Genomic DNA, 20,288 nt, shown 5'->3' with positions numbered 1-20,288 from the left:
CATGAAGCACAACAAGGTCGGCTCCGTCATGACCACGGACGTCGTCCGCGCCGAGTACGGGACCCCCTTCAAGGAAGTGGTCCGGCTGCTCGGTGAGAACCGCATCAGCGGACTGCCGGTGGTGGACGAGGACGAGAAGGTCATCGGTGTCATCTCCGAGACCGACCTCATGATCCGGCAGGCCGACACGCCGGACCCCTACGAGCAGCCCCGGCACCACCCGCTCGCCGCCCTGTCCCGGGAGAGCCGCACCCGCAAGGCCAAGGGCCGTGCCCGCACCGCCGGCCAGCTGATGACCGAACCGGCCATCACCGTGCACGCCGAGGACACCATCGTCTCGGCCGCCCGCACCATGGCCCTGCACCATGTGGAACGGCTGCCCGTGCTGGACGAGGAGCAGCGGCTCGTCGGCATCGTCACCCGCCGCGACCTGCTGCAGGTCTTCCTGCGGCCCGACCCCGAGATTCGCAAGGAGGTCGTCGACGAGGTCGTCGTCCGCGCCCTGTGGCTCGCCCCGCGCAGCATCGACGTCTCCGTGGTGGAGGGCGTGGTCACGCTCGCCGGCCACATGGAGCGCAAGAGCGAGACGGAGATCGCCGTCTCCATGACCCGTCAGATCGACGGTGTGGTCGCCGTCGTCGACAAGCTCACCTTCCGGCTGGACGACTCGCACATCCGGCCCGCCGAGGAGCAGAGCGCCATGCACGGCGTCGCCGACGACTGGATGCGCAAGCTGTGACGTGAGAGGAGGCGGACCGCATGCCCGCGAACGTGTTGGTCGCCTATGGAACGACCAACGGATCGACCCGGGGGATCGCCGAGGCGGTGGCCGACGTCCTGCGCAAGGAGGGCCTGAGCGCCGACACGGCGTCCGCGGCCACGGTCACCGACGTGACGCCGTACGACGCCTTCGTGGTCGGCGGTGCCCTGTACGCGGGGCGCTGGCACCGCGACGCCCGCCGCTTCGTGCGCCGCAACCGGCGGACCCTGGCCGAGCGGCCGCTGTGGCTGTTCAGCAGCGGCCCGCTCGACGCCTCGGCCTCCGAGAAGGACATCCCGCCGGTGCCCTGGGTGCGGCGTGCCGTGGACCGGCTCGACGCCCGCGGGCACGTCACCTTCGGCGGCTGCCTGGAGGAGGGCGCCAAGGGGCGCATCGCCCGCATGATCATCCGCAACGGCAAGGGCGGTGACTTCCGCGACTTCCCCGAGATCGAGGCGTGGGCGGCCCGGGTCGCCGACGAACTGATCAAGAGGGAGCAGACCATCTGAGGAAGGACCCTCCGGGAAAGGAGGCGTGTCATGAACATCCGTCAGATCCCCGTCGTCACCACCGAGGCGGTGCTGTACCTGGTCGCCGGGATCCTGGCCTTCCTGTGCCTCGGACTGGCCGCGTCGGTCGCGGGCCTGCCCCTGGTCCCGCTGGTGATACCGGCCATCGTCGCCCTGGTCCTGCTGGCCCGGCACCTGGCCCACCGCCACCCCATGACCAAGGTCTGAGGGGCGGCGGCATCGACGACCCCGGCGCTGTCCTCGCGCCGGGGTCCTCGTGCCGCGGGCCGGAGTCAGCGGTTCACGGCCAGCGGCACGGTGTCCACGGTCACCGGGCGCCCGTCCTCGGGCGAGACGAAGTACGCCGTCAGCAGACCCGGCCCGGTGCGCACCGCCCGGTAGGGGAAGGTGACGTCGAAGGTGCCGCGGGTGCCGGTGCCCGACGTGGCGCGGACCGGCACGTCGGCCGCCCGGTGCCCGGAGACGTCGGTCAGCCGCAGCCGGAACTCGGCCTCGAAGGTGTCCGCGCTGCCCCACACCCGCAGCGGGGTGCGCACCGAGTCCCCGATCAGGGGCGACTCCACCAGCACGGCGGGCGACAGGTCCTCGAAGTCGGCGCGGCCCACCGGCCCGTCCAGGACGCCGCCCTCGGGGCCGACGTAGCGGACCGGCTTGCCCTCGATCTCGAAGGCCACCTTGCGCACCGTCGGGAACCTGGTCAGCGTGAACACGACCTGGGCCATCCGGGCCCGCATCGACAGGCTGCCGCCGCCGTCGAGGAAGCGGTCGGACAGGTCCACCGTCGCGAGACGGCCCTGGATGTCGACCGAGCGCAGCTCGGTGCCGGACGGGACGGCGGTGGTGCGGCCCCGGCGGCCCTCGAAGCGGCTGGGTCCGGACAGCAGGGCGCGCACGGCCGCGGCGGCGGTCGCCGGAGCCGTCACGGTGCGGGGGACGGCCGACAGCTTCGCGTCGTGCAGGAAGTACACCGCCGTACGGACCCTCTTCGCCGACGAGGGGCCCGTGCCGCCGGCCGACGGCTTCGGGACCGTCGCCGCGCGGGTCGCCGACGGCAACCGTGTTCCACTGGACATGGCGTCCTCCTCCCACGCTTCCAGCGAACCGCTCCCCGCGGGGGTCCCCAAGTGCCGTCCGGCTCCGTTCGGGGGCCGAACGGCTGCCCACCGGGTCGGCCGGAACCCGCGGAGGAGACCGGTTGGGGCGGCGGGCCGGAAGAGGGCCGCACAGGCCGCGCACCGGGACCCTCGGCCCCTGCCTGAGCCGACCGCGCCCGGGGACGCTGGGGGTGGATGGTTCACGAAGGGTGGACGGTTCTCGAAAGGCGGGATCCACCATGACCGTGTCGTACGAGAAGTCCGGCCACGCGGCCCTTCACCTGGCCCGTGCCGCCTCCCTCGCGCCCTCCCCGCACAACAGCCAGCCCTGGTTCTTCGTCGAGGAGGGCCATGACCACGGCTTCGAGGTGCACGCCGACGGCGGGCGGCGCCTGATCCTCACCGACCCCGGCGGCCGGGAGATGGTGATCGCCTGCGGGGCGGCACTGTTCAACACCCGGATGGCCGTGCGCCACCTCGGCTTCCAGCCGTCCGTCGACCTGTTGCCGCGGCCCGGCGACTCCGCCTTCCTGGCCCGCGTGGGCTTCGCCGCGCACGCCCCGGCCGGCGCCGAGGAGACCGCGCTGATCGACGCCATGCCCCACCGCCACACCCACCGCGGTCCCTTCGCCTCCCTGGCCCTGCCCAGCGGCCTCCTCGACGACCTGCGCGAACACGCCCGGATCGAGGGAGCCGTCCTCCACGTCCTGGAGGAGCCCGAGGAACTGGACCTGATCGCCCACCTGGTGCGCACCGCCGAGGACGTGCACCGCGCGGACCCCGGCCACAGCTGGGAGGTCACGCGCAGTGTCGGTCCCGACCAGGTGCCGGCCGACGCGGCCCGCTTCCACCCGGACGCCACGCTGCTGGCCGGCCGGGACTACCTCGACCTGGCCCGCCGGTTCATCGTCCCCGCCCGCCGGCGCGGCCTCGGCACGGGCACCGTCGCGGTGCTGTCCACCCCGCGCGACGGCCGCCTGGACTGGCTGCGGGCCGGACAGGCGCTGCAGCGCGTGCTGCTGTCCGCCGCCTCCCGCCACGTCATGGCCGCCTTCCACACCCAGCCGCTGGAACTCCCCGAGATCCGTGCGGAGTTGCGCCGGCGACTGGCCGCCGGGAACTTCCCGCAGATGGTGCTGCGGCTCGGCGTCCCGGCGCAGGTGTGGACCACCGCGCGCCGGCCGGCGTCCGAAGTCCTCGTCCGCGACGACGTGTTGGTCCGGTGGTGACGATGGCGGCGGTACGGCACGCGGGACCGGCCCGGACGCGGTGGTGGCGGCTGCGGCACAACCCGCTCCGCCGCCCCAGCTACCTGGTCGAGGGATGGCTGCTGCTGGCCGTCTGGACGCTGGCCCTGCTGGCGGCCGTCGCCGCGGGCCTGGGCACCGCCGGCGCCGTCGAACGCGACGGCGCCGCCCTGCGGGCCGAGCGGCACCCCGTGCAGGCCGTGCTGACCAAGGACGCCGAAAGCGGCACCTCCTCCGTCGACGGCATCGGCGACGCCCACGCGTGGGCCACCGTGCGCTGGACCGCGGCGGACGGGACGCGGCGCACGGGCGTCACCCGGGTCGCGGCCGCGAGCAGGGCCGGCAGCACCACCCGGATCTGGCTGGACGCCCAGGACCGGCTCGTGCCCGAGCCCGCGGGCGTCGGCCAAGCGCGGTTCCAGGCCGTCGTGCTGGGCGCGCTGGCCGGCGTGACCGCCGCCGGGGGGATGCTGCTCGCCGGCTCGGGCATGTGCGCCCTGCTCGACCGGCGCCGACTGCTCCAGTGGGACGCCGAGTGGGCCCGCGCGGACCGGCAGTGGGGCGGGAAGACCCGCTGACGCCGCTGCGGCCCGCAGTCCGAAGCGGACGGCCCGAGCCGCGCTCCCGACCTCGTCGACGACGGGCCGCGAGGTCCGGCGCGGAGGTCCGATCGCCGCATCCTCACGGCGGCTCTTTCGTGTGTCCGCGGAGGGGCGGCGCCTCAGCAGGCGGTTCGCGGCGCCGCTCGCCGAGCCGCAGGCCCCGAGGCTCAGCAGATGCGCGGCAGTTGCTCGCCGAGGGGCATCTCCACGATGCGGCGGGCGCCCACCAGGGTCCGCAGGGTCGCGCGACCCCGCGGACCCTCGTGCAGCACCTCGCCGATCCGCACCGCCTGGGCGCCCTCCGGCAGCGACCGCATCGCCGTCAGCGCGTCCTCGGCCGCTTCCGGGGCGACGAACGCCACCATGCAGCCCTCGTTCGCGACGACCAGCGGATCCAGGCCGAGCAGGTCGCACGCGGAGGCGACGGCCTCCGGCACGGGCACCGCGCTCTCCTCGATCTCGACGGCGACCGACGAGTCCCGGGCGATCTCGTTGAGCGAGGCGGCCAGCCCGCCCCGCGTCGGGTCGCGCAGTACGTGCACGGCGGCACCGAGAGGCTCCAGCGCGTGCACCAGGCGGTGCAGCGGACGGCTGTCGGAGGCGATGTCCCCCTCGAAGCCCAGGCCCTCCCGGGTGCTGAGCACGGTCGTGCCGTGCAGCCCGATCGGCCCGGACAGCAGGATCACGTCGCCGGGCCGGGCGTTCGCCGCCGACGGGCACAACGGCGCGTACCGCCGGCCGACGCCGGTGGTGTTGATGAACAGCCGGTCGGCGGCGCCACGGCCCACGACCTTGGTGTCCCCGGTGATCACGGGCACGCCCGCGTCCTGCGCCGCCTTGCCCAGCGAGGCCATCACCGAGCGCAGTTCGGACAGCGGCAGGCCCTCCTCGATGATCAGCGAGACGGACAGCGCGAGCGGCTGGGCGCCCCGCATCGCCAGGTCGTTGACCGTGCCGTGGACGGCGAGGGACCCGATGTCGCCGCCGGGGAAGAACAGCGGGCTGACGACGAAGCTGTCGGTGCTCATCACCAGGTCCGGCCGGCCCGGCAGCAGCGCCGCGTCCTCCAGCGGCCCCTCGGCCTCGCCGACCGCGGGCAGCACCACGGACTCCAGGAGTTCCTCGGTGAGCCGGCCGCCGGCGCCGTGGCCCAGCAGCACGACCTCCTCCTCGTGCCGGGGGGTGGGGCAGTCGATGTTCATGGTGTGCTCCTCGCCGAGGCGGTGCGTCCGGCCGCGTGGAAGGCGGCACACGTGCCCTCGGACGACACCATGGGCGCGCCGAGGGGATGACGGGGCGTGCAGCGGGTGCCGTACGCGGGGCAGTCGGTGGGCAGCCGGGCACCGGTCAGGATGGCGCCCGCGATGCACTCGGGGTCCTCCACGGGACGCAGCCCGCCCACGTCGAACCTGCGGGCTGCGTCGAACCCGGCGTAGGCGTCGGCGAGTTCGAGTCCGCTGTCGGGCAGCGCGCCGATGCCCCGCCAGGACCGGTCGGTGACCTGGAAGACCTTCCGTACGGCCTCCTGGGCGTCGGTGTTGCCCGAGCGGCGCACCGCCCGCACGTACTGGTTCTCCACCTCGAAGCGGCCCGCCTCCAGCTGCCGGACGGCCATCAGGACGCCCTCCAGCAGGTCCAGCGGCTCGAAGCCGGTCACCACGATCGGCACCCGGTAGCGGGCGGCGATCGGCTCGTACTCGCGCCAGCCCATCACCGCGCACACGTGCCCCGCCGCCAGGAACGCCTGCACCTCGCAGTCGGGGTCCTCCAGCAGCGCGGTCATCGCCGGCGGCACCAGGACGTGGCTGACCAGCAGGGAGAAGTTCGTCAGCCCCAGCCGGGCGGCGTGCAGGACGGCCGTGGCGTTGGCCGGCGCCGTCGTCTCGAAGCCGACCGCGAGGAAGACGACCTCCCGGTCGGGGTTCGCCGCGGCCAGACGCACGGCGTCCATCGGGGCGTACACCACCCGGACGTCCGCGCCGCGCGCCCGCAGCGACAGCAGGTCGGTCTCGCTGCCGGGCACGCGCAGCATGTCCCCGAAGCTGGTGAAGATCACGCCGGGGCGGGCGGCGATCGCCATGGCCCGGTCGAGGGTCTCCAGCGGGGTCACGCACACCGGGCAGCCCGGGCCGTGGATCATCCGCATCCCGGCGGGCAGCAGCTCGTCGATGCCCTGGCGGACGAGGGTGTGGGTCTGCCCGCCGCACACCTCCATGATCCGCCAGGGCCGGGTGGCCGTGCCCCGCAGCTCCTCCAGCAGCCGCCGGGCGAGCGCGGGGTCGCGGTACTCGTCGAGATACTTCATCGGTGCGTGAGGTCGAGCCGGATGTCCACGACGCCCTCCACGGCCCGCACCGCCCGCGCCACGATCGGCACCAGGGTGCGGTCGGGCAGCACGCCGCCCAGGGTGACCACGCCGTCGGCCACGGTCACCGTCAGGGGAGTGGTGATCGGCAGCTGGCTCAGCACGCTGTGGCGGACCTCGTCGGCGATCTCCTCGTCGTTCCGCAGGAAGACCTTGAGCAGATCGCTGCGGCTCACCACCCCTTGCAGGATGTCCACCGAGTCCACCACCGGCAGCCGCTTGACGTGCCGGCGGGCCATGATGCGGGCCGCCTCGGCGACGGTGGCGTCGGCGTGCACCGTCACCGCGGGGGTGCTCATCAGCTCGCCCGCGGTCAGCGCGGCCGCCTTCTCCCGCTCGGTGCGCTCCGCGTTCTCCTCGCCCCCGTCGCGGAACTCCTCCTTGGGCAGCAGATCCGCCTCCGAGACCACGCCCACGACCCGGCCCTCGCCGACGAGGACGGGCAGGGCGCTCACCTTCCACTGGTCGATGAGGCCGACGACCTCCTTGAAGGAGGCGTCGCGCCCGACGGCTATGACGGTCTGCGTCATCACATCGCTCACGGTGTACGGAGATTCAGGCACGGTGGCCTCCCGCGGTCGGGCCCGAGGTACGGACGACGGTCAGGTCGAGGAAGTGGGTGGAGCACGAGATGCACGGGTCGTGGTTGCGGATCGCCCGCTCGCACAGGTCCGTCAACTCCTCGTCGCCCACGTCGCCTTCGCCGATGGCGGCCTGGGCCAGCCGGCGCAGGTCGTCCTCGATCGCGCCCTGGTTCTGAGCGGTGGGCGGCACCATCGTCGCGTCGGCGACGAGGCCGTCGGCGTCGATCTCGTAGCGGTGGTAGAGCACCCCGCGCGGGGCCTCCGTGGCACCGTGCCCGACACCCGCGACCGGCGGCACCTCCGCGTACGGGGACGCGGGCGGCTCGTAACCGTCGATGATGCGCAGCGCCTCGCCGACGGCGTACACCACCTCCACCGCACGCACCAGGATGGACCGGAACGGGTTGCGGCACACGGCGCCCTCGCGCGGGTCACCGAGCCCCGCCGCCACGGCGGCCTGTCGCGCCACCGGCGACAGCAGGGAGCCGCTGACCGCGAACCGGGCCAGCGAGCCGGTCAGGTGCAGCCGCCCGTCCAGCCGCGAGTGCAGCGCGGTGGAGTGGGCCACATGGGTCTCGGTGACATGCTCGAGGAACTCCCGCACCGGGAAGGAGTCGCGGCTGCCGTCGGCGCGCACCACGGTCGGCGTGCCGCCCTCGATCGCGTACGTGTCGGCCGCGGCCAGCGCCAGCAGGTCCGCGTCCGTGCGCCCCTCGGGGAAGTCGAAGCCCGCCACCCAGTGCACGGTCTCCCACGCGTCGTCCAGGGCCCGCTTCAACTGCTCGCGCAGCGGCCGCAGTTCGGCGCGGGTCGGGGCGCGGTGGAAGCCGCCCAGCCGCACGTTGATCGGGTGCACCGCACGGCCGCCGACCAGCTCCATGATGTCGTTGCCGGCCTTCTTCAGTCGCAGTCCGCGCTCCACCTCGGCCCGGTGCGTCCGGGCGAGCTCGATCGCGCTGGGACGGCCCAGGAAGTCCGGGGCGTGCAGCAGATAGATGTGCAGGGCCTGGCTCTCGATCCACTCGCCGCAGTACAGCAGCCGGCGCAGATCCCGGATCACCGGGTCCACCTCGACCCCGCAGGCGTCCTCGATCGCCGCGCAGGCGCTCATCTGATAGGCCACCGGGCAGATGCCGCACACCCGGGCGGTGATGTCGGGCGGCTCGGTGTAGGACCGGCCGCGCAGGAACGCCTCGAAGAAGCGGGGCGGCTCGTAGATCTCCAGCCGCGCCTCGGTGACCGTGCGGTCGTGGACGTGCAGGCGCAACGCGCCCTCGCCCTCGACCCGGGACAGCGAGCCGACGTGCAGGACACGGGATCCGCGGTGCGTCACTTGCCCAACTCCTTGTCGAACGCAGGGGCGTTGAAGGTGTGCAGGAAGCGCTCCACGGCGTCGTCGTCCAGGCCGTCGCGGCGCAGCACGGGAATCAGCGCGGGCAGGTTCACCGAGCCGGACGGCCCGAAGCAGCCGAAGCAGCCGCGGTGGTAGGCCGGGCACAGGGCCCCGCAGCCGGCGTGCGTGACCGGACCCAGACAGGGCGTGCCGTGCGCGACGGTCACGCAGACCGTGCCGCGCCGCTTGCACTCGAAGCACACGCTGTGGTCGGGGATGTCCGGCTTGCGGCCGGCCAGGAACGCGGTGAGCACCTCGATGAGCTGGCGCCGGTCGATCGGACAGCCGCGCAGCTCGAAGTCGACGTCCACATGGGCCGAGACCGGGGTGGAGGTGGCGAGCGTCTCGATGTACTCGGGGTGCGCGTAGACGGTGCGCCGGAACTCGTCGACGTCCGCGAAGTTGCGCAGGGCCTGGATGCCGCCCGCGGTCGCGCACGCCCCGATCGTCACCAGGTGCCGGGAGGCGGCCCGGATCTGCCGGATGCGCTCGGCGTCGGAGGGCGTGGTCACCGAGCCCTCGACCAGGGACAGGTCGTAGGGGCCGGGCTGCACCGCGCTGGTGGCCTCCAGGAAGTGCGCGATCTCCACCTCGCCGGCGAGCGCGAGAAGTTCGTCCTCGCAGTCCAGCAGGGTGAGCTGGCAGCCGTCGCAGGAGGCCAGCTTGAACACCGCGAGTTTCGGTGCCATCTCACAACTCCCTTACCGCGAGCAGGGGTTCGGCGTGCGCCCAGTCCACGACGGGGCCCGCCTGGCACACCAGCACCGGTCCCAGCTGGCAGTGCCCGCAGTGCCCGGTCGCGCAGCGCATGTTGCGTTCCAGCGACACCTGCACCCGGTCGTGGGGCACGCCGTGCTGGATCAGTTCACGTGCGGTGGCCCGGATCATCGGCTCGGGCCCGCACACGAACGCCGTCGTCTCCTCCGGCTCGAACTGCGCCCGCCCCAGCAGCTGGGTGACCACGCCGACGTCCCCGCGCCAGTCCGGCTCGGGCTGGTCCACCGTCACCCCGGTGTACGCGGTGGCCCAACTCGCCACCTCTGCACGGGCGATCAGGTCGCTCGGGGTGCGCGCGCCGATCAGGACGTTGATGCGCCGGTACGCCTCCGGCTCGGCCAGCGCTCCCAGGATCAGCGGGCGCAGCGGCGCGAAGCCGATGCCGCCCGCCACGATCACCACGTCCCGGCCGCGCGCCCGCTGAAGCTCCCAGCTGGTGCCGTACGGCCCGCGGATGCCGACGACGTCGCCGACCCGGGCCGCGCACAGCCCGTCGGAGACCGCGCCGACCGACCGCACGGTGTGGGCGAGGCCGCCCGTGGCCTGCACCGAACTCACCGACACCGGGATCTCGCCCCGGCCGAAGGCATGGACCATCGCGAACTGTCCCGGCAGGAAGTCCGCGAGCGGACGGCCGACCGGCTCGAACCGCAGCGTGACCGTGTCCGCGGTCTCCGGGCGCCGGGAGATCACACGATGGGGGACCGGTACGGCGGTCATCGCTCTTCCTTCGTCTCGTAGATGCCGTAGAGGTCGACGAGCCGGGCGCGCGCCGCGTTGAGCCGGTGCGCCAGCACCCGGCCCACCCAGTGCTCGACCGCGCGCCCGAACTCGGCGTCGTTCAGGCACATCAGACGGACGGCGACCGCGTCGAACTCGTAGGCCCGCAGCGCCGTCACGGCTCCCGCGCCGAGCTGCCACACGAACGGTTCGTACAGCCAGGACCAGCCGACGAGGTCACCGGTGCCGATGGTCTCGATGACCGGCGGCCGGCGGCCCGGCACGTGCATGTCGAGGGCGACCGTCCCGCTGCGGACGATCCAGAAGCGGTCGGCGTGCCCGCCTTCCTCGAAGAGACGGGCGCCCTGCGGGAACTCGGCCTCACGGCCGATGCGCAGCAGCCGCTCGCGGTGCTCGGCGGGCAGAGCGTGGTTCATGCGCAGGGCGATCGAGGGGGGCATCAGTCGGTCTCCGTTTCGGATTCGGCCTTGAGCGCGGCCACTTCCTCGGTGATGTCGATGCCGACCGGGCACCAGGCGATGCAGCGCCCGCAGCCCACGCACCCCGAGGTGCCGAACTGGTCGTGCCAGGTGGACAGTTTGTGCGTGAGCCACTGCCGGTAGCGGCTGCGGGCCGAACGGCGCACCGGCCCGCCGTGCAGATAGGAGAAGTCCAGGTCGAAGCAGGAGTCCCAGCGCTGCCAGCGCTCGGTGTGGTCACCGGTCAGGTCGGTAACCTCCTCCGTGGTGGTGCAGAAGCAGGTCGGGCACACCATGGTGCAGTTGCCGCAGGTCAGACAGCGCTCGGCGACGTCGTTCCAGCGGTCGGCGTCCAGGCTCGAACCCATCAGCGTGTGCAGGTCGACCGGCGGCAGCGAGCGCCCCATACGGTCCCGGGCGCCTTCCACCGAGGCCCGGGCGGTGTCCTCGGTGACCGGGTCGGCCGCGCGATGCGGCACCTGCTCCAGCAGCCGGGCGCCCTCCTCGCTGCCCACCCGCACCAGGAACCGGTGCCCGTGCTCGTCCACGACCTCGGTCAGCGCCAGGTCGTATCCCGGGTCGGCGGCGGGCCCGCCCCCCGTGGAGACGCAGAAGCAGGTGGCGCCGGGCTCGGTGCACTCGGCGGCGATCAGCAGCGCCCCGGAGCGCCGCCTGCCGTAGCCGGAGTCCTCGAACCGCCCCCCGGTCAGCACCCGGTCCTGGATCGCGATGGCCCGCAGATCACAGGGCCGCACGCCGAGGAAGGCGTACGACGGGTCGGCCGGCTCCTCCGCGCCGAAGACGACCTCGCCGTCCGGCTTCCGGTCGGCGCTCCACAGCCGCTCCCGCGGCGGGTGCAGGAAGTTCTTCCAGGACTGCGGCCCCGCGCTGTGCGCGAAGGCGGCGCCGTCCTCCCGGCGCACGAGCCGGTACCGCCCGGCCTCCAGCTCGACCCCCCAGCCGAAGGGCAGGGCGTCCGCGGAGGTCAGCTCCGCCAGGACGACCGCCCCGTCGCGGACGGTCGGTCCGACGACGGTCCGCCCTTGTGCCACCAGTGCCGCGACCAAGGCGTCCAGGCCCTTCCGGTCGAGCACGGCCGGCGCTGCGGTGGCGGTCATGACGGTCCTCCTCGTCGAAAGGCGGGTCGTACGGATCCACTTTCAGATTGGGTCGGGGAGGCACGCCCGTGGCAGGGGCCGACCGGCCCTCCCGCCCGAGCCGACCGGGTCCTCGCCCCTGGGACGACCCGAACCCCTGGGCCCGTCCTAGGGCAGGGCTTCACCCAGCTCGCCCTCGACCGCTCCCGCCATCGCCCGCAGCACGTCCAGCGTCCGCCGGGCCTCCGCCTCGTCGACCTCCGTGATCGCGAAACCGACGTGCACGATGACGTACGTCCCCACGTCCGCGTCCGGCGTGCAGCTCAGGCAGACCTCACGGCGTACGCCGCCGAAGTCCACCGTCGCCATCCGCAGTCCGGCGTCGTCGTGCACCTCCACGACCCGCCCCGGAATCCCCAGGCACATCCGCCCTCATCCCTTCGCGCCCAGCCGCGCCGCCGCGACCGCCGCCTGTCCGTAACTGATCCCGCCGTCCCCGACCGGCACCTCGCCGCCGACCAGCACCCGCAGCCCCTGCGCGTGCAGGCGCCGCTTCACCTCGGTCAGCAGCCGGCGGTTGACGAAGCAACCGCCTCCCAGACACACCGTGTGCGGCGCGCCGTCGGCCACCACCTGGGCGACCAGCTCCGCGGTGACGATCCCGAGCGTCAGATGGAAGGCCGCTGCCAGGTTCTGAACCGGTTCCCCGTCCAGCCGCCGCCGCAGCAGGTCCGCGACGGTCGGCGTGGGGTCGTACACCCACAGGCCCTGCGCCCGCACGATCCGATGGGCCAGCGGCACCGCGTGCAGATCACCGGCCGCCGTCTCGAGCAGGACAGCCGCCTCGCCCTCGTATCCGGTCCGGTCGCACAGTCCCAGCAGGGAGGCGACCGCGTCGAAGAGCCGTCCGGCGCTGGAGGCGCGCGGGCAGTTGACGTCCCGGGCCACCATGGCCCGTACCGCGACCACCTCGGCCGGGTCGAGCCGTTCGGTGAAGGGCCGGGTCAGCCAGGGGTACGGCCGCGGGGAGCCGAGTGTCTCCCCGCCGAGCAGCAGGCCCAGGGCCGTACGGGAGGGGTGGCGCACCGACGAGTCGCCGCCCGGCAGCGGCGCGGTCGCGAACCTGCCGACACGGCGGTAGCCGCCGAGGCCCGCGACGAGGATCTCGCCGCCCCACAGGGTTCCGTCGTCGCCGAGCCCCAGGCCGTCGTAGGCGACCCCGATGAACGGGCCGCGCACCCCGTGCTCGGCCGCGCACGCGGCGACGTGCGCGTGATGATGCTGCACCGCGATCCGCCGCACCGGCTGCTCCTTCGCCCAGCGGGTCGACAGATAGCCCGGGTGCAGGTCGTGGGCGAGGACGGCGGGCTCGATGCCGGTCAGCCGCTTGAGGTGTTCGTACGACGCCACGAACGCGTCGTGCGTCGTGACGTCCGCCAGGTCGCCGGTGTGCGGCCCGAGGTGGGCGCGGCCGTCGGCGGCCAGCGTGAACGTGTGCTTGAGCTGGGCGCCCACCCCGGCGACCGGCCGCTCGGCGCGCAGCGGCAGGGGAGCGGGGGCGAGGCCGCGGGCACGGCGCACCGTGATCCGGGTCCGTCCGGCGAACTGCACGACGGAGTCGTCGTAGCGGGAGCGGATGGACCGGTCGTGGGTGAGGAAGCCGTCGGCGACACCGGCGAGCGCGTGCCGTGCCTCGGCGTCGTCGATGCAGAGCGGCTCGTCGCTGAGGTTGCCGCTGGTGACCACGAGCGGGCGGGCGAGTTCGTCCAGCAGCAGGTGGTGCAGACCGGTCGTGGGCAGGAACAGGCCGACGCGGGCCAGACCCGGGTGCACCTCGGCCGCCAGCGGGGGAGCGCCGTGCCGGCTGCGCCGGGCCAGCAGCACCACGGGGCGCTCCGGGGAGGCCAGCGCGGCCCGCTCGGTGGCGCCGACGCGGGCCAGCCGGTCCGCCGTGGGCAGGTCGGGGACCATCACGGCGAAGGGCTTCGCGGGACGGCGCTTGCGCCGCCGCAGTTCCGCTACGGCCGCGGACTCGCCCGCGTCGCACACCAGTTGGTAGCCGCCCAGGCCCTTCAGCGCGACGATCCCGCCGTCGGCGACCGTCTTCACGGCCGACCGGAGCGCCTCCTCGCCGCGCAGTTCGTCCCAGGCCAGCCGCGGCCCGCAGACTGGGCAGGCGACGGGTTCGGCGTGGAAGCGGCGGTCGGCCGGGTCGGCGTACTCGGCGGCGCAGTCCGCGCACAGCGGGAAGTGCCGCATGGTGGTGCGGACCCGGTCGTAGGGCAGGTCCTCGATGATCGAGGCCCGCGGGCCGCAGTCCGTGCAGTTGATGAACGGGTAGCGGTGCCGGCGGTCGGCCGGGTCGCGCAGCTCGCGCAGGCAGGCGTCGCAGATCGCCGCGTCCGGGGGGATCTCGCGGGGCGCGGCGTCCGGGTCGCCGGGCGGACTGTGCCGGACCCGGAAGCCGGCGGGCAGATACGCCCGGGCGTCGTCGCTCAGCCGGATCCGGCGCACCCGCGCCAGGGCCGGGGCGTCCGTGCGCAGGCGGTCCGCGAACTCCTCGATGTCCCGGCACGGGCCCGCGACCTCGCCCTCCACGTGCCCGTCGACGTTGGCCACCCAGCCGTCCAGGCCCAGCGCGGACGCGGTGCGGTACACGAACGGCCGGAAGCCGACGCCCTGGACGATGCCTTCCACCTGGAAGCGCCGTACGGTCATGTCCCGCTCCCGGCCGTGATCTCGTCCTCGACCGCCGCCACGAGGGGCTCTACGGCGGCCGCGACGGCGGCGGACAGGCCGGTGCCGAAGTCGCTGTCGGCGCCCTCGACGGCGTAGACGACGAGATGTTCCGGCAGCAGGCCGAGAACGCGGGCCAGCTCGACGGCCTCGCCCAGCCCCAGCCCGTGCGAGCTGGTCGCGGACGGCGGTGCGATGTGCCCTGCGTCGAGTTCGAGGCGGTGCACGCGGCCGGGGGTGCCGGGGTGGGCGTGCGCCGCGTCCACGACCACGGCGAGCCGGGCGCCCTCCCACAGGCCGATCAGCCGCCCGGGGTCGCCGTCGCAGGTGGCGAACACCGTGCCGGCGGGCAGCGGGTGGTCCGCCGCCCGCTCCTTCAGACGCGCGACCACGGCCCAGCCCACGCCGTCGTCGCGCCGGAACTCGTTGCCGACGCCGATCACGGCGATACCCGTGCGAGTCCTCATGCCCCTCACGGTGGTTCGCCGCACCCCTCCCCGGCATGGGCCGAACGGACCCGCACACCGGGCCGACCCTCCCCAGCACGTCAGTCGGCCACCACTGCCACCGCGCAGTGGACCCTGCGCAGGAGTGCCGACGCCGTGTGGCCCGTGTGGTGGCCGAGGACCAGGAGGCCGGCGGTCGTGGAGGCGTGGGTGAGGGCGTGGGACGGGGGGAAGCACAGGACGTCCGGCCACACCTCGACGTCCGGGTGTCCGGCCCGCCACGGGCGCAGGGCGTCGGACAGCAGCTGCACCTCCTGGTCCTCCCACCGCGCACGGTCCCCCTCGGGCACGGCGAACGGCGTCCCGGCGGCCTCGGCGGGCAGCGTCCAGGCGTGCACCGCGTGCAGTTCCGCACCGCGCAGCCGCGCCGACTCGAAGGCGAAGCGGAGCGCGGCCTGTGCCGGGTTCCGTCCGTCGACGCCAACCGCCACCCTCCCGGGCAGCCTGTCCGGGGCGCCCGGCACGAAGACGACGGGCCGGCCCGGCACCGCGGTCACGGTGCCGTCCGTGTCCGCCGCAGGGCATGGCCGTACCACCAACTCCACGTCCCGGCCCACCCGGTGGGGCTCGGCGAGGTCGTCCGAGGACAGAGTCAGCCCGCGCAGCCGGGCCTCCCGTTCGGCCCATGCCACCGCGGCCCGTCCCGCCGCGGAACCGTCGTCACGCGCGACGACCACACACCCCATGCCGTGTCCCCTTTCCGTCCGCCGGACCCCCACCGTGCCCGCCGGACGCCGCCCGCGACAGAGGGCCGAACGGTCCCCGCCCGAAGACCCGGCGGCCCATATCGCCGCCCCGGGCAGGGGACCACGCTGGGACCGAGGAGCAGTTCGAGCGCTGGAGGTGCGCACATGCTTCCGCCCGTCATCGCCGGAGTCGACGGCTCCGCCGAGAGTCTCGCCGCCGCAGAGTGGGCCGCCCGGGAGGCGGCCCGCCGAGACCGGCCGCTGCGGCTCGTGCACGCATGGAACTGGGGTCCGCGCCAGGACGAGGGCGAGCATCCCACGGCCGCCCAGCGGTTCCTGGCCCGCCGCGCCCTGCGGGACGCCGAGCAACGTGTCCGCCGTGTCTGTCCGGGCGTCAAGGTCGAGGACGAGCAGGTCGAGGGACCCGCGACGGCCGCCCTGCTGAAGGCAGCCGAAGGAGCCGACCTGCTGGTGCTGGGCTCGCGCGGTCTCAGCGGCTTCACCGGATTCCTGGTCGGCTCCGTGGCCCTCGGCGTGGTGGCGCGGGCCGCAGGCCCCGTCGTCCTGGTCCGGGCGGACGAGGAAGCCGCCGACGAGCACCTTCCGGGGCCCGACGGCCGGGCGTCCGAGGAGACCGGGTACCGCGACGTCGTCCTCGGCATCGACCTGAACGACCCCTGCGACGACGTGATCGAGTTCGCCTTCGAGGCGGCCCGGACGCGCGGTGCGCGCCTGAAGGCCGTCCACGCCTGGCAGCAGCCCTCCGCGATCGGCCTCGGCCCGGGCGATCTCGGACTGGTCGCCGAGTCCGAGCGGCCCGGGGAGTGGCTCGGCTTCCTCGGCGCCGTGCTCCAGGTGTGGCGTGACAAGTATCCCGAGGTCGAGGTCGTGGAGACCGTGACCGAGGGCCGCCCGCAGTCCGTGCTGGTCCGCGCCGCCTCGGGCGCGAGCCTGCTGGTCGTCGGCCGCCGCACCACCGAACACCCGACGGTCCCGCGCACCGGTCCCGTCACGCACGCCGCCATCCACCACGTCGGCTGCCCCGTGGCCGTCGTCCCTCACGCCTGAGAGGCCTCTTCAATGAGCACGCCCGTGAAGTACGTGTACCGATTCGCAGAGGGCGGCCGCGACATGGCCGACCTGCTCGGCGGCAAGGGAGCCGGACTCGCCGAGATGACCCGGATCGGTCTGCCCGTCCCGCCCGGATTCACCGTGACCACCGAGGCCTGCAAGGTCTACCTCAAGACCGGCGAGGAGCCGCCCGAGCTCGGCGTCGAGGCCGCCCAGGCGCTCGCCGGCCTGGAGCAGGCCATGGGCCGCAGCCTCGGCGCGGCCGACGACCCCCTGCTGGTGTCCGTACGCTCCGGTGCCCGTTTCTCCATGCCCGGCATGATGGACACCATCCTCGACATCGGACTCAACGACCGCTCCGTCACCGGCCTCGCCGAGGCATCCGGGCAGGAGAGGTTCGCGTGGGACTCCTACCGGCGGCTCATCCAGATGTTCGGCCACACCGTGATGGGTGTCGACGGCGACCTCTTCGAGAAGGCCATGGCCGGGCACAAGAAGAAGGACGACCACGACCTCGACACCGACGACCTCAAGCGGCTCACCGAGGAGTTCAAGGCCATCATCCGCGAGGAGACCGGCGAGGACTTCCCGCAGGACCCGGCCGTCCAGCTCTCCCGCGCCATCCGCGCGGTCTTCGAGTCCTGGAACACCGAGCGCGCCCGCGTCTACCGTCACCGCGAACACATCCCCGAGGACCTCGGCACCGCCGTCAACGTCCAGGCGATGGTGTTCGGCAACCTGGGCTCCGACTCCGGCACGGGCGTCGCCTTCACCCGCGACCCCGCCACCGGCGAACGCGGCCGGTACGGCGACTACCTGCCCGACGCGCAGGGCGAGGACGTCGTCGCCGGCGTGCGCGACGCGCTGCCGCTGAGCGAGCTCGGCAAGCTCGACCCGGAGGCCTACGCCGATCTCGGCAGGCACCTGCACACTTTGGAGGACCACTACCGCGACCTGTGCGACGTGGAGTTCACGGTGGAGCGCGGCAAGCTGTGGGTCCTGCAGACCCGTGTCGGCAAGCGCACTGCCGAGGCCGCCTTCCGCATCGCCCACGACCTGCGCGAGGAGAGGACCATCACCGCCGACGAGGCCCTGGTCCGTGTCGACGGCGCCGAGCTGACCCGGCTGATGTTCCCCCGCTTCGACGTCAAGGCCACCGACCGTCCGCTGGCCCACGGCGTGCCCGCCTCGCCGGGCGCCGCGGTGGGAGCCGTCGTCTTCGACTCCGCCGAGGCCGTACGCCGTGCCGCGGCCGGCGAGCACGTGGTCCTGGTCCGCCGAGAGACCACCCCCGACGACCTGCCCGGCATGATCGCCGCCGAGGCGGTGCTGACCAGCCGGGGCGGCAAGACCAGCCACGCCGCCGTGGTCGCCCGCGGCATGGGCAAGGTGTGCGTGTGCGGCGCCGAGGAGCTGGCCGTCGACACGGTGGCCCGGCAGTTCACCGCTCCGTCCGGCACCGTGGTCCGCGAGGGCGACGTCGTCTCCGTCGACGGCACCGCGGGCACCGTCCACCTCGGCGCCCTGCCGCTGACCGCGTCCGAGGTCGGACGCGCGCTGGAGACCGCCACCGCCTCCGACGCGCTCACCGACGCGGTCCTGGGCGCCCTCGCCCACGCCGACTCGGTGCGCCGGCTGGAGGTCCGCGCCAACGCCGACACCCCCGAGGACGCCGTCCGCGCCCGTGCGCTGGGCGCTCAGGGCATCGGCCTGTGCCGTACCGAGCACATGTTCCTCGGCGAGCGCAGGGCGCTGGTCGAGGCGATGATCCTGGCCCGCGACGACACCGCGCGCGAGCGGGCGCTCGACGCCCTGCTGCCGCTGCAGCGGGCCGACTTCACCGCCATCCTCGAGGCGATGGACGGGCTGCCGGTGACGATCCGGCTGATCGACCCGCCGCTGCACGAGTTCCTGCCCGACCGCACGGAACTCGCCGTCCGCCTCGCCCGCACCGAGCACCCCGACCCGCACGACCGCGAACTGCTCGCGGCCGTCGAGCGGATGCACGAGCAGAACCCGATGCTGGGCCTGCGCGGCGTCCGTCTGGGCCTGGCCGTGCCCGGTCTGATGGCCATGCAGGTGCGGGCGATCGCCGAGGCCGTGGTCCAGCGGCTGCGCGACGGCGGCACCCCGCGCGCCGAGGTCATGATCCCGCTGGTCGACACGGTCGAGGAGCTGCGGCTGGCCCGCGACGAGGCGCAGACCGTGCTCGGCGAGGTGCAGCGGGAGACCGGTCTGACCCTGGACTGCCCGATCGGCACGATGATCGAGCTGCCGCGCGCCGCGCTCACCGCGGGACGCATCGCCGAGGCCGCCGACTTCTTCTCCTTCGGCACCAACGACCTCACCCAGACCACGTGGGGCCTGTCCCGTGACGACGCGGAGGCGTCCTTCTTCCCCCTGTACATCGACAAGGGCGTGTTCTCGGTGTCGCCCTTCGAGACGATCGACCAGGAGGGCGTCGGACGGCTGGTGGAGATCGCCGTCGAGGCCGGCCGGGCCGTCAACCCCCGTCTGGAGACGGGTGTGTGCGGCGAGCACGGCGGTGACCCCGAGTCGATCCACTTCTTCCACCGCGCCGGCCTGGACTACGTCTCCTGCTCGCCGTTCCGGATTCCGGCGGCGCGGCTGGAGGCGGGCCGCGCGGCTCTGACGGAGACCACCGGCACGAGCGACAGCAGGTGAGAGACCCCGGGGACGGTGAGTGGGCTCGCCGCCCCGGGTACCCGCCGCCGCATGGCGGTGGACAGGAGGACGGCGCGGCCGCGCCAGGCGCCGGTGCGGCCGCCTTTTCCTTTGGTCGTCACTCTTACTGGGCAGCACGGCGCACGGGTGCCCGTGCGCCGTGGCCGGGGACTCCTAGGTGCGGTCGCCCTTCGGCTTTCCCCGCTGGTCGGGGGTGCCGTGCGGGGGCGCGCTGGAGGGCTGGGGCGAGGTCGCCGGAGGGACCGGGGAGCCCGCGGTGCCGCCGTGCTGCTCGGGACGGAGCGCCGAGGGGGCGCCCGGCGTCGGCTCGGCGCCCGCGCGCAGCCGCTCCCGCCGGGCCGCCAGCAGTGCGGTCACCGGCGGCCGGTCCGCGTGGGCGCGTTCACAGGCGAGCAGCTCGTCGACCTGGTCGGCGGTCAGCGACCGTATCCGGCTCTCCAGACCACCCAGGGGAAGACGGTCGTAGTCGGGCAGTGGCAGGGCGGTGCGGGCGGAGTCGGTCATGGCTCTCACTTCCTCTCGGGAGGGCAGTGGGAGGTCACGGGCTCAGTGACCGCCCGAGCCGAACGAACCGCTGTTGCCCCCGGTCCAGCGCGGCCGGTCCTGCGAGGCGGCGGAGCGGGTCGGCGAGTTGCCGTGCCCCGGCAGCTCGTGCGGGGTCAGCCGCTGGTCGGAGCGGGGCACCTCGTCGGGCTCACGGACCTCCCGCACCTCGCGGACCGGCCCCCCGTCCGGCAGCCGCGGCTGCTCCTGCGGACTCGGCGGACCGGGCTCCCGGCGGCGAATGCGTGAGCCCATCAGGAAGGCGCCCAGCAGCAGGGCCACGACCACCACGCCGGCCGCGATGAGCCCCAACGCGGAGGCGCTGCTTGCGGCGATGTCCATCGATGCGCTGTTCATGACCCGCGGGTACCCCGAGCCCGGGACGTGAACCG

Annotated in this window: 22 protein-coding genes; 7 read left to right on the top strand and 15 right to left on the bottom strand. The window is 74.0% G+C overall.

The window, feature by feature from the left end:
- The first annotated feature begins 1 nt into the window (after position 1).
- Genes M8J74_RS16255 through M8J74_RS16245 form a run of 3 tightly spaced genes read left to right on the top strand, consistent with a single transcriptional unit; the run spans position 2 to position 1,497 of the window.
- Positions 2-739: a CBS domain-containing protein gene (locus M8J74_RS16255; protein ID WP_058927183.1), complete on the top strand. Its 738-nt coding sequence runs from the start codon at positions 2-4 to the stop codon at positions 737-739.
- Between the two features lie 20 nt (positions 740-759).
- The gene (locus M8J74_RS16250) at positions 760-1,269 is read left to right on the top strand and encodes a flavodoxin domain-containing protein (protein ID WP_249837082.1); all 510 of its coding nucleotides are present in this window, start codon (positions 760-762) and stop codon (positions 1,267-1,269) included.
- Positions 1,270-1,299: 30 nt separating this feature from the next.
- On the top strand, positions 1,300-1,497 hold the full coding sequence (locus M8J74_RS16245) for a hypothetical protein (protein ID WP_058927185.1): 198 nt from the start codon (positions 1,300-1,302) through the stop codon (positions 1,495-1,497).
- Positions 1,498-1,562: 65 nt separating this feature from the next.
- Here M8J74_RS16245 and M8J74_RS16240 read toward each other — a convergent pair whose 3' ends face one another.
- Complete coding sequence (locus M8J74_RS16240) at positions 1,563-2,363, bottom strand: GerMN domain-containing protein (protein ID WP_249837081.1); 801 nt, start codon at positions 2,361-2,363, stop codon at positions 1,563-1,565.
- A 260-nt stretch (positions 2,364-2,623) separates the two neighbouring features.
- Between M8J74_RS16240 and M8J74_RS16235 the strand changes: the two genes are divergently transcribed.
- On the top strand, positions 2,624-3,613 hold the full coding sequence (locus tag M8J74_RS16235; protein WP_249837080.1) for an Acg family FMN-binding oxidoreductase: 990 nt from the start codon (positions 2,624-2,626) through the stop codon (positions 3,611-3,613).
- 2 nt (positions 3,614-3,615) lie between these two features.
- Positions 3,616-4,209, top strand: coding sequence for an Rv1733c family protein (locus M8J74_RS16230; RefSeq protein ID WP_249837079.1), 594 nt, complete (start codon positions 3,616-3,618; stop codon positions 4,207-4,209).
- A gap of 191 nt (positions 4,210-4,400) precedes the next feature.
- Here M8J74_RS16230 and hypE read toward each other — a convergent pair whose 3' ends face one another.
- The 12 genes from hypE to M8J74_RS16170 form a co-directional block, all read right to left on the bottom strand.
- A complete protein-coding gene (gene hypE / locus M8J74_RS16225; protein WP_249837078.1) occupies positions 4,401-5,435 on the bottom strand; it encodes a hydrogenase expression/formation protein HypE in 1,035 nt (344 codons plus the stop codon).
- Positions 5,432-6,538 carry a hydrogenase formation protein HypD gene (hypD, locus tag M8J74_RS16220; protein WP_249837077.1) on the bottom strand — a complete coding sequence of 369 codons (1,107 nt, stop codon included), beginning with the start codon at positions 6,536-6,538 and terminating at the stop codon, positions 5,432-5,434. The genes hypE and hypD overlap by 4 nt, the downstream gene beginning before the upstream one ends.
- The gene (locus tag M8J74_RS16215; RefSeq protein ID WP_249837076.1) at positions 6,535-7,161 is read right to left on the bottom strand and encodes a CBS domain-containing protein; all 627 of its coding nucleotides are present in this window, start codon (positions 7,159-7,161) and stop codon (positions 6,535-6,537) included. Before M8J74_RS16215 ends, hypD begins: the two co-directional genes overlap by 4 nt.
- Positions 7,154-8,515 (bottom strand): Ni/Fe hydrogenase subunit alpha, encoded by a 1,362-nt coding sequence (locus M8J74_RS16210; RefSeq protein ID WP_249837075.1) that lies wholly within the window; start codon positions 8,513-8,515, stop codon positions 7,154-7,156. Before M8J74_RS16210 ends, M8J74_RS16215 begins: the two co-directional genes overlap by 8 nt.
- Complete coding sequence (locus M8J74_RS16205; RefSeq protein WP_249837074.1) at positions 8,512-9,264, bottom strand: NADH-quinone oxidoreductase subunit B family protein; 753 nt, start codon at positions 9,262-9,264, stop codon at positions 8,512-8,514. Before M8J74_RS16205 ends, M8J74_RS16210 begins: the two co-directional genes overlap by 4 nt.
- 1 nt (position 9,265) lies before the next feature.
- Positions 9,266-10,072: an FAD/NAD(P)-binding protein gene (locus M8J74_RS16200; protein WP_249837073.1), complete on the bottom strand. Its 807-nt coding sequence runs from the start codon at positions 10,070-10,072 to the stop codon at positions 9,266-9,268.
- Positions 10,069-10,533, bottom strand: a complete 465-nt coding sequence (locus M8J74_RS16195; RefSeq protein WP_058927194.1) for a Crp/Fnr family transcriptional regulator — start codon at positions 10,531-10,533, stop codon at positions 10,069-10,071. The genes M8J74_RS16200 and M8J74_RS16195 overlap by 4 nt, the downstream gene beginning before the upstream one ends.
- Entirely contained in the window at positions 10,533-11,669 is a 1,137-nt protein-coding gene (locus tag M8J74_RS16190; protein WP_249837072.1) for a 4Fe-4S dicluster domain-containing protein, read from the bottom strand. The genes M8J74_RS16195 and M8J74_RS16190 overlap by 1 nt, the downstream gene beginning before the upstream one ends.
- A 147-nt stretch (positions 11,670-11,816) precedes the next feature.
- Positions 11,817-12,074 carry a HypC/HybG/HupF family hydrogenase formation chaperone gene (locus tag M8J74_RS16185; protein ID WP_058927196.1) on the bottom strand — a complete coding sequence of 86 codons (258 nt, stop codon included), beginning with the start codon at positions 12,072-12,074 and terminating at the stop codon, positions 11,817-11,819.
- 6 nt (positions 12,075-12,080) lie between these two features.
- Complete coding sequence (gene hypF, locus M8J74_RS16180) at positions 12,081-14,366, bottom strand: carbamoyltransferase HypF (RefSeq protein ID WP_249837071.1); 2,286 nt, start codon at positions 14,364-14,366, stop codon at positions 12,081-12,083.
- A complete protein-coding gene (locus M8J74_RS16175; protein WP_249837070.1) occupies positions 14,363-14,851 on the bottom strand; it encodes a hydrogenase maturation protease in 489 nt (162 codons plus the stop codon). The genes hypF and M8J74_RS16175 overlap by 4 nt, the downstream gene beginning before the upstream one ends.
- A gap of 80 nt (positions 14,852-14,931) precedes the next feature.
- Positions 14,932-15,576, bottom strand: coding sequence for a universal stress protein (locus tag M8J74_RS16170; protein WP_249837069.1), 645 nt, complete (start codon positions 15,574-15,576; stop codon positions 14,932-14,934).
- 165 nt (positions 15,577-15,741) lie between these two features.
- Between M8J74_RS16170 and M8J74_RS16165 the strand changes: the two genes are divergently transcribed.
- Complete coding sequence (locus M8J74_RS16165; protein ID WP_249837068.1) at positions 15,742-16,644, top strand: universal stress protein; 903 nt, start codon at positions 15,742-15,744, stop codon at positions 16,642-16,644.
- Positions 16,645-16,656: 12 nt separating this feature from the next.
- On the top strand, positions 16,657-19,332 hold the full coding sequence (ppdK, locus tag M8J74_RS16160; protein WP_249837067.1) for a pyruvate, phosphate dikinase: 2,676 nt from the start codon (positions 16,657-16,659) through the stop codon (positions 19,330-19,332).
- Positions 19,333-19,506: 174 nt separating this feature from the next.
- On the opposite strand, the gene M8J74_RS16155 is transcribed toward ppdK, so the two are convergent.
- Together M8J74_RS16155 and M8J74_RS16150 are read right to left on the bottom strand one after the other, a co-directional pair.
- Positions 19,507-19,857 carry a DUF8129 domain-containing protein gene (locus M8J74_RS16155; RefSeq protein WP_249837066.1) on the bottom strand — a complete coding sequence of 117 codons (351 nt, stop codon included), beginning with the start codon at positions 19,855-19,857 and terminating at the stop codon, positions 19,507-19,509.
- Positions 19,858-19,899: 42 nt separating this feature from the next.
- Positions 19,900-20,253 carry a DUF6479 family protein gene (locus M8J74_RS16150; RefSeq protein ID WP_058927205.1) on the bottom strand — a complete coding sequence of 118 codons (354 nt, stop codon included), beginning with the start codon at positions 20,251-20,253 and terminating at the stop codon, positions 19,900-19,902.
- Positions 20,254-20,288: the final 35 nt, after the last annotated feature.

The sequence above is a fragment of the Streptomyces panaciradicis genome, assembly GCF_023516615.1.
Classification (GTDB): Bacteria; Actinomycetota; Actinomycetes; order Streptomycetales; family Streptomycetaceae; genus Streptomyces; species Streptomyces panaciradicis.
This window is presented reverse-complemented; position numbering and strand designations above follow the sequence as displayed.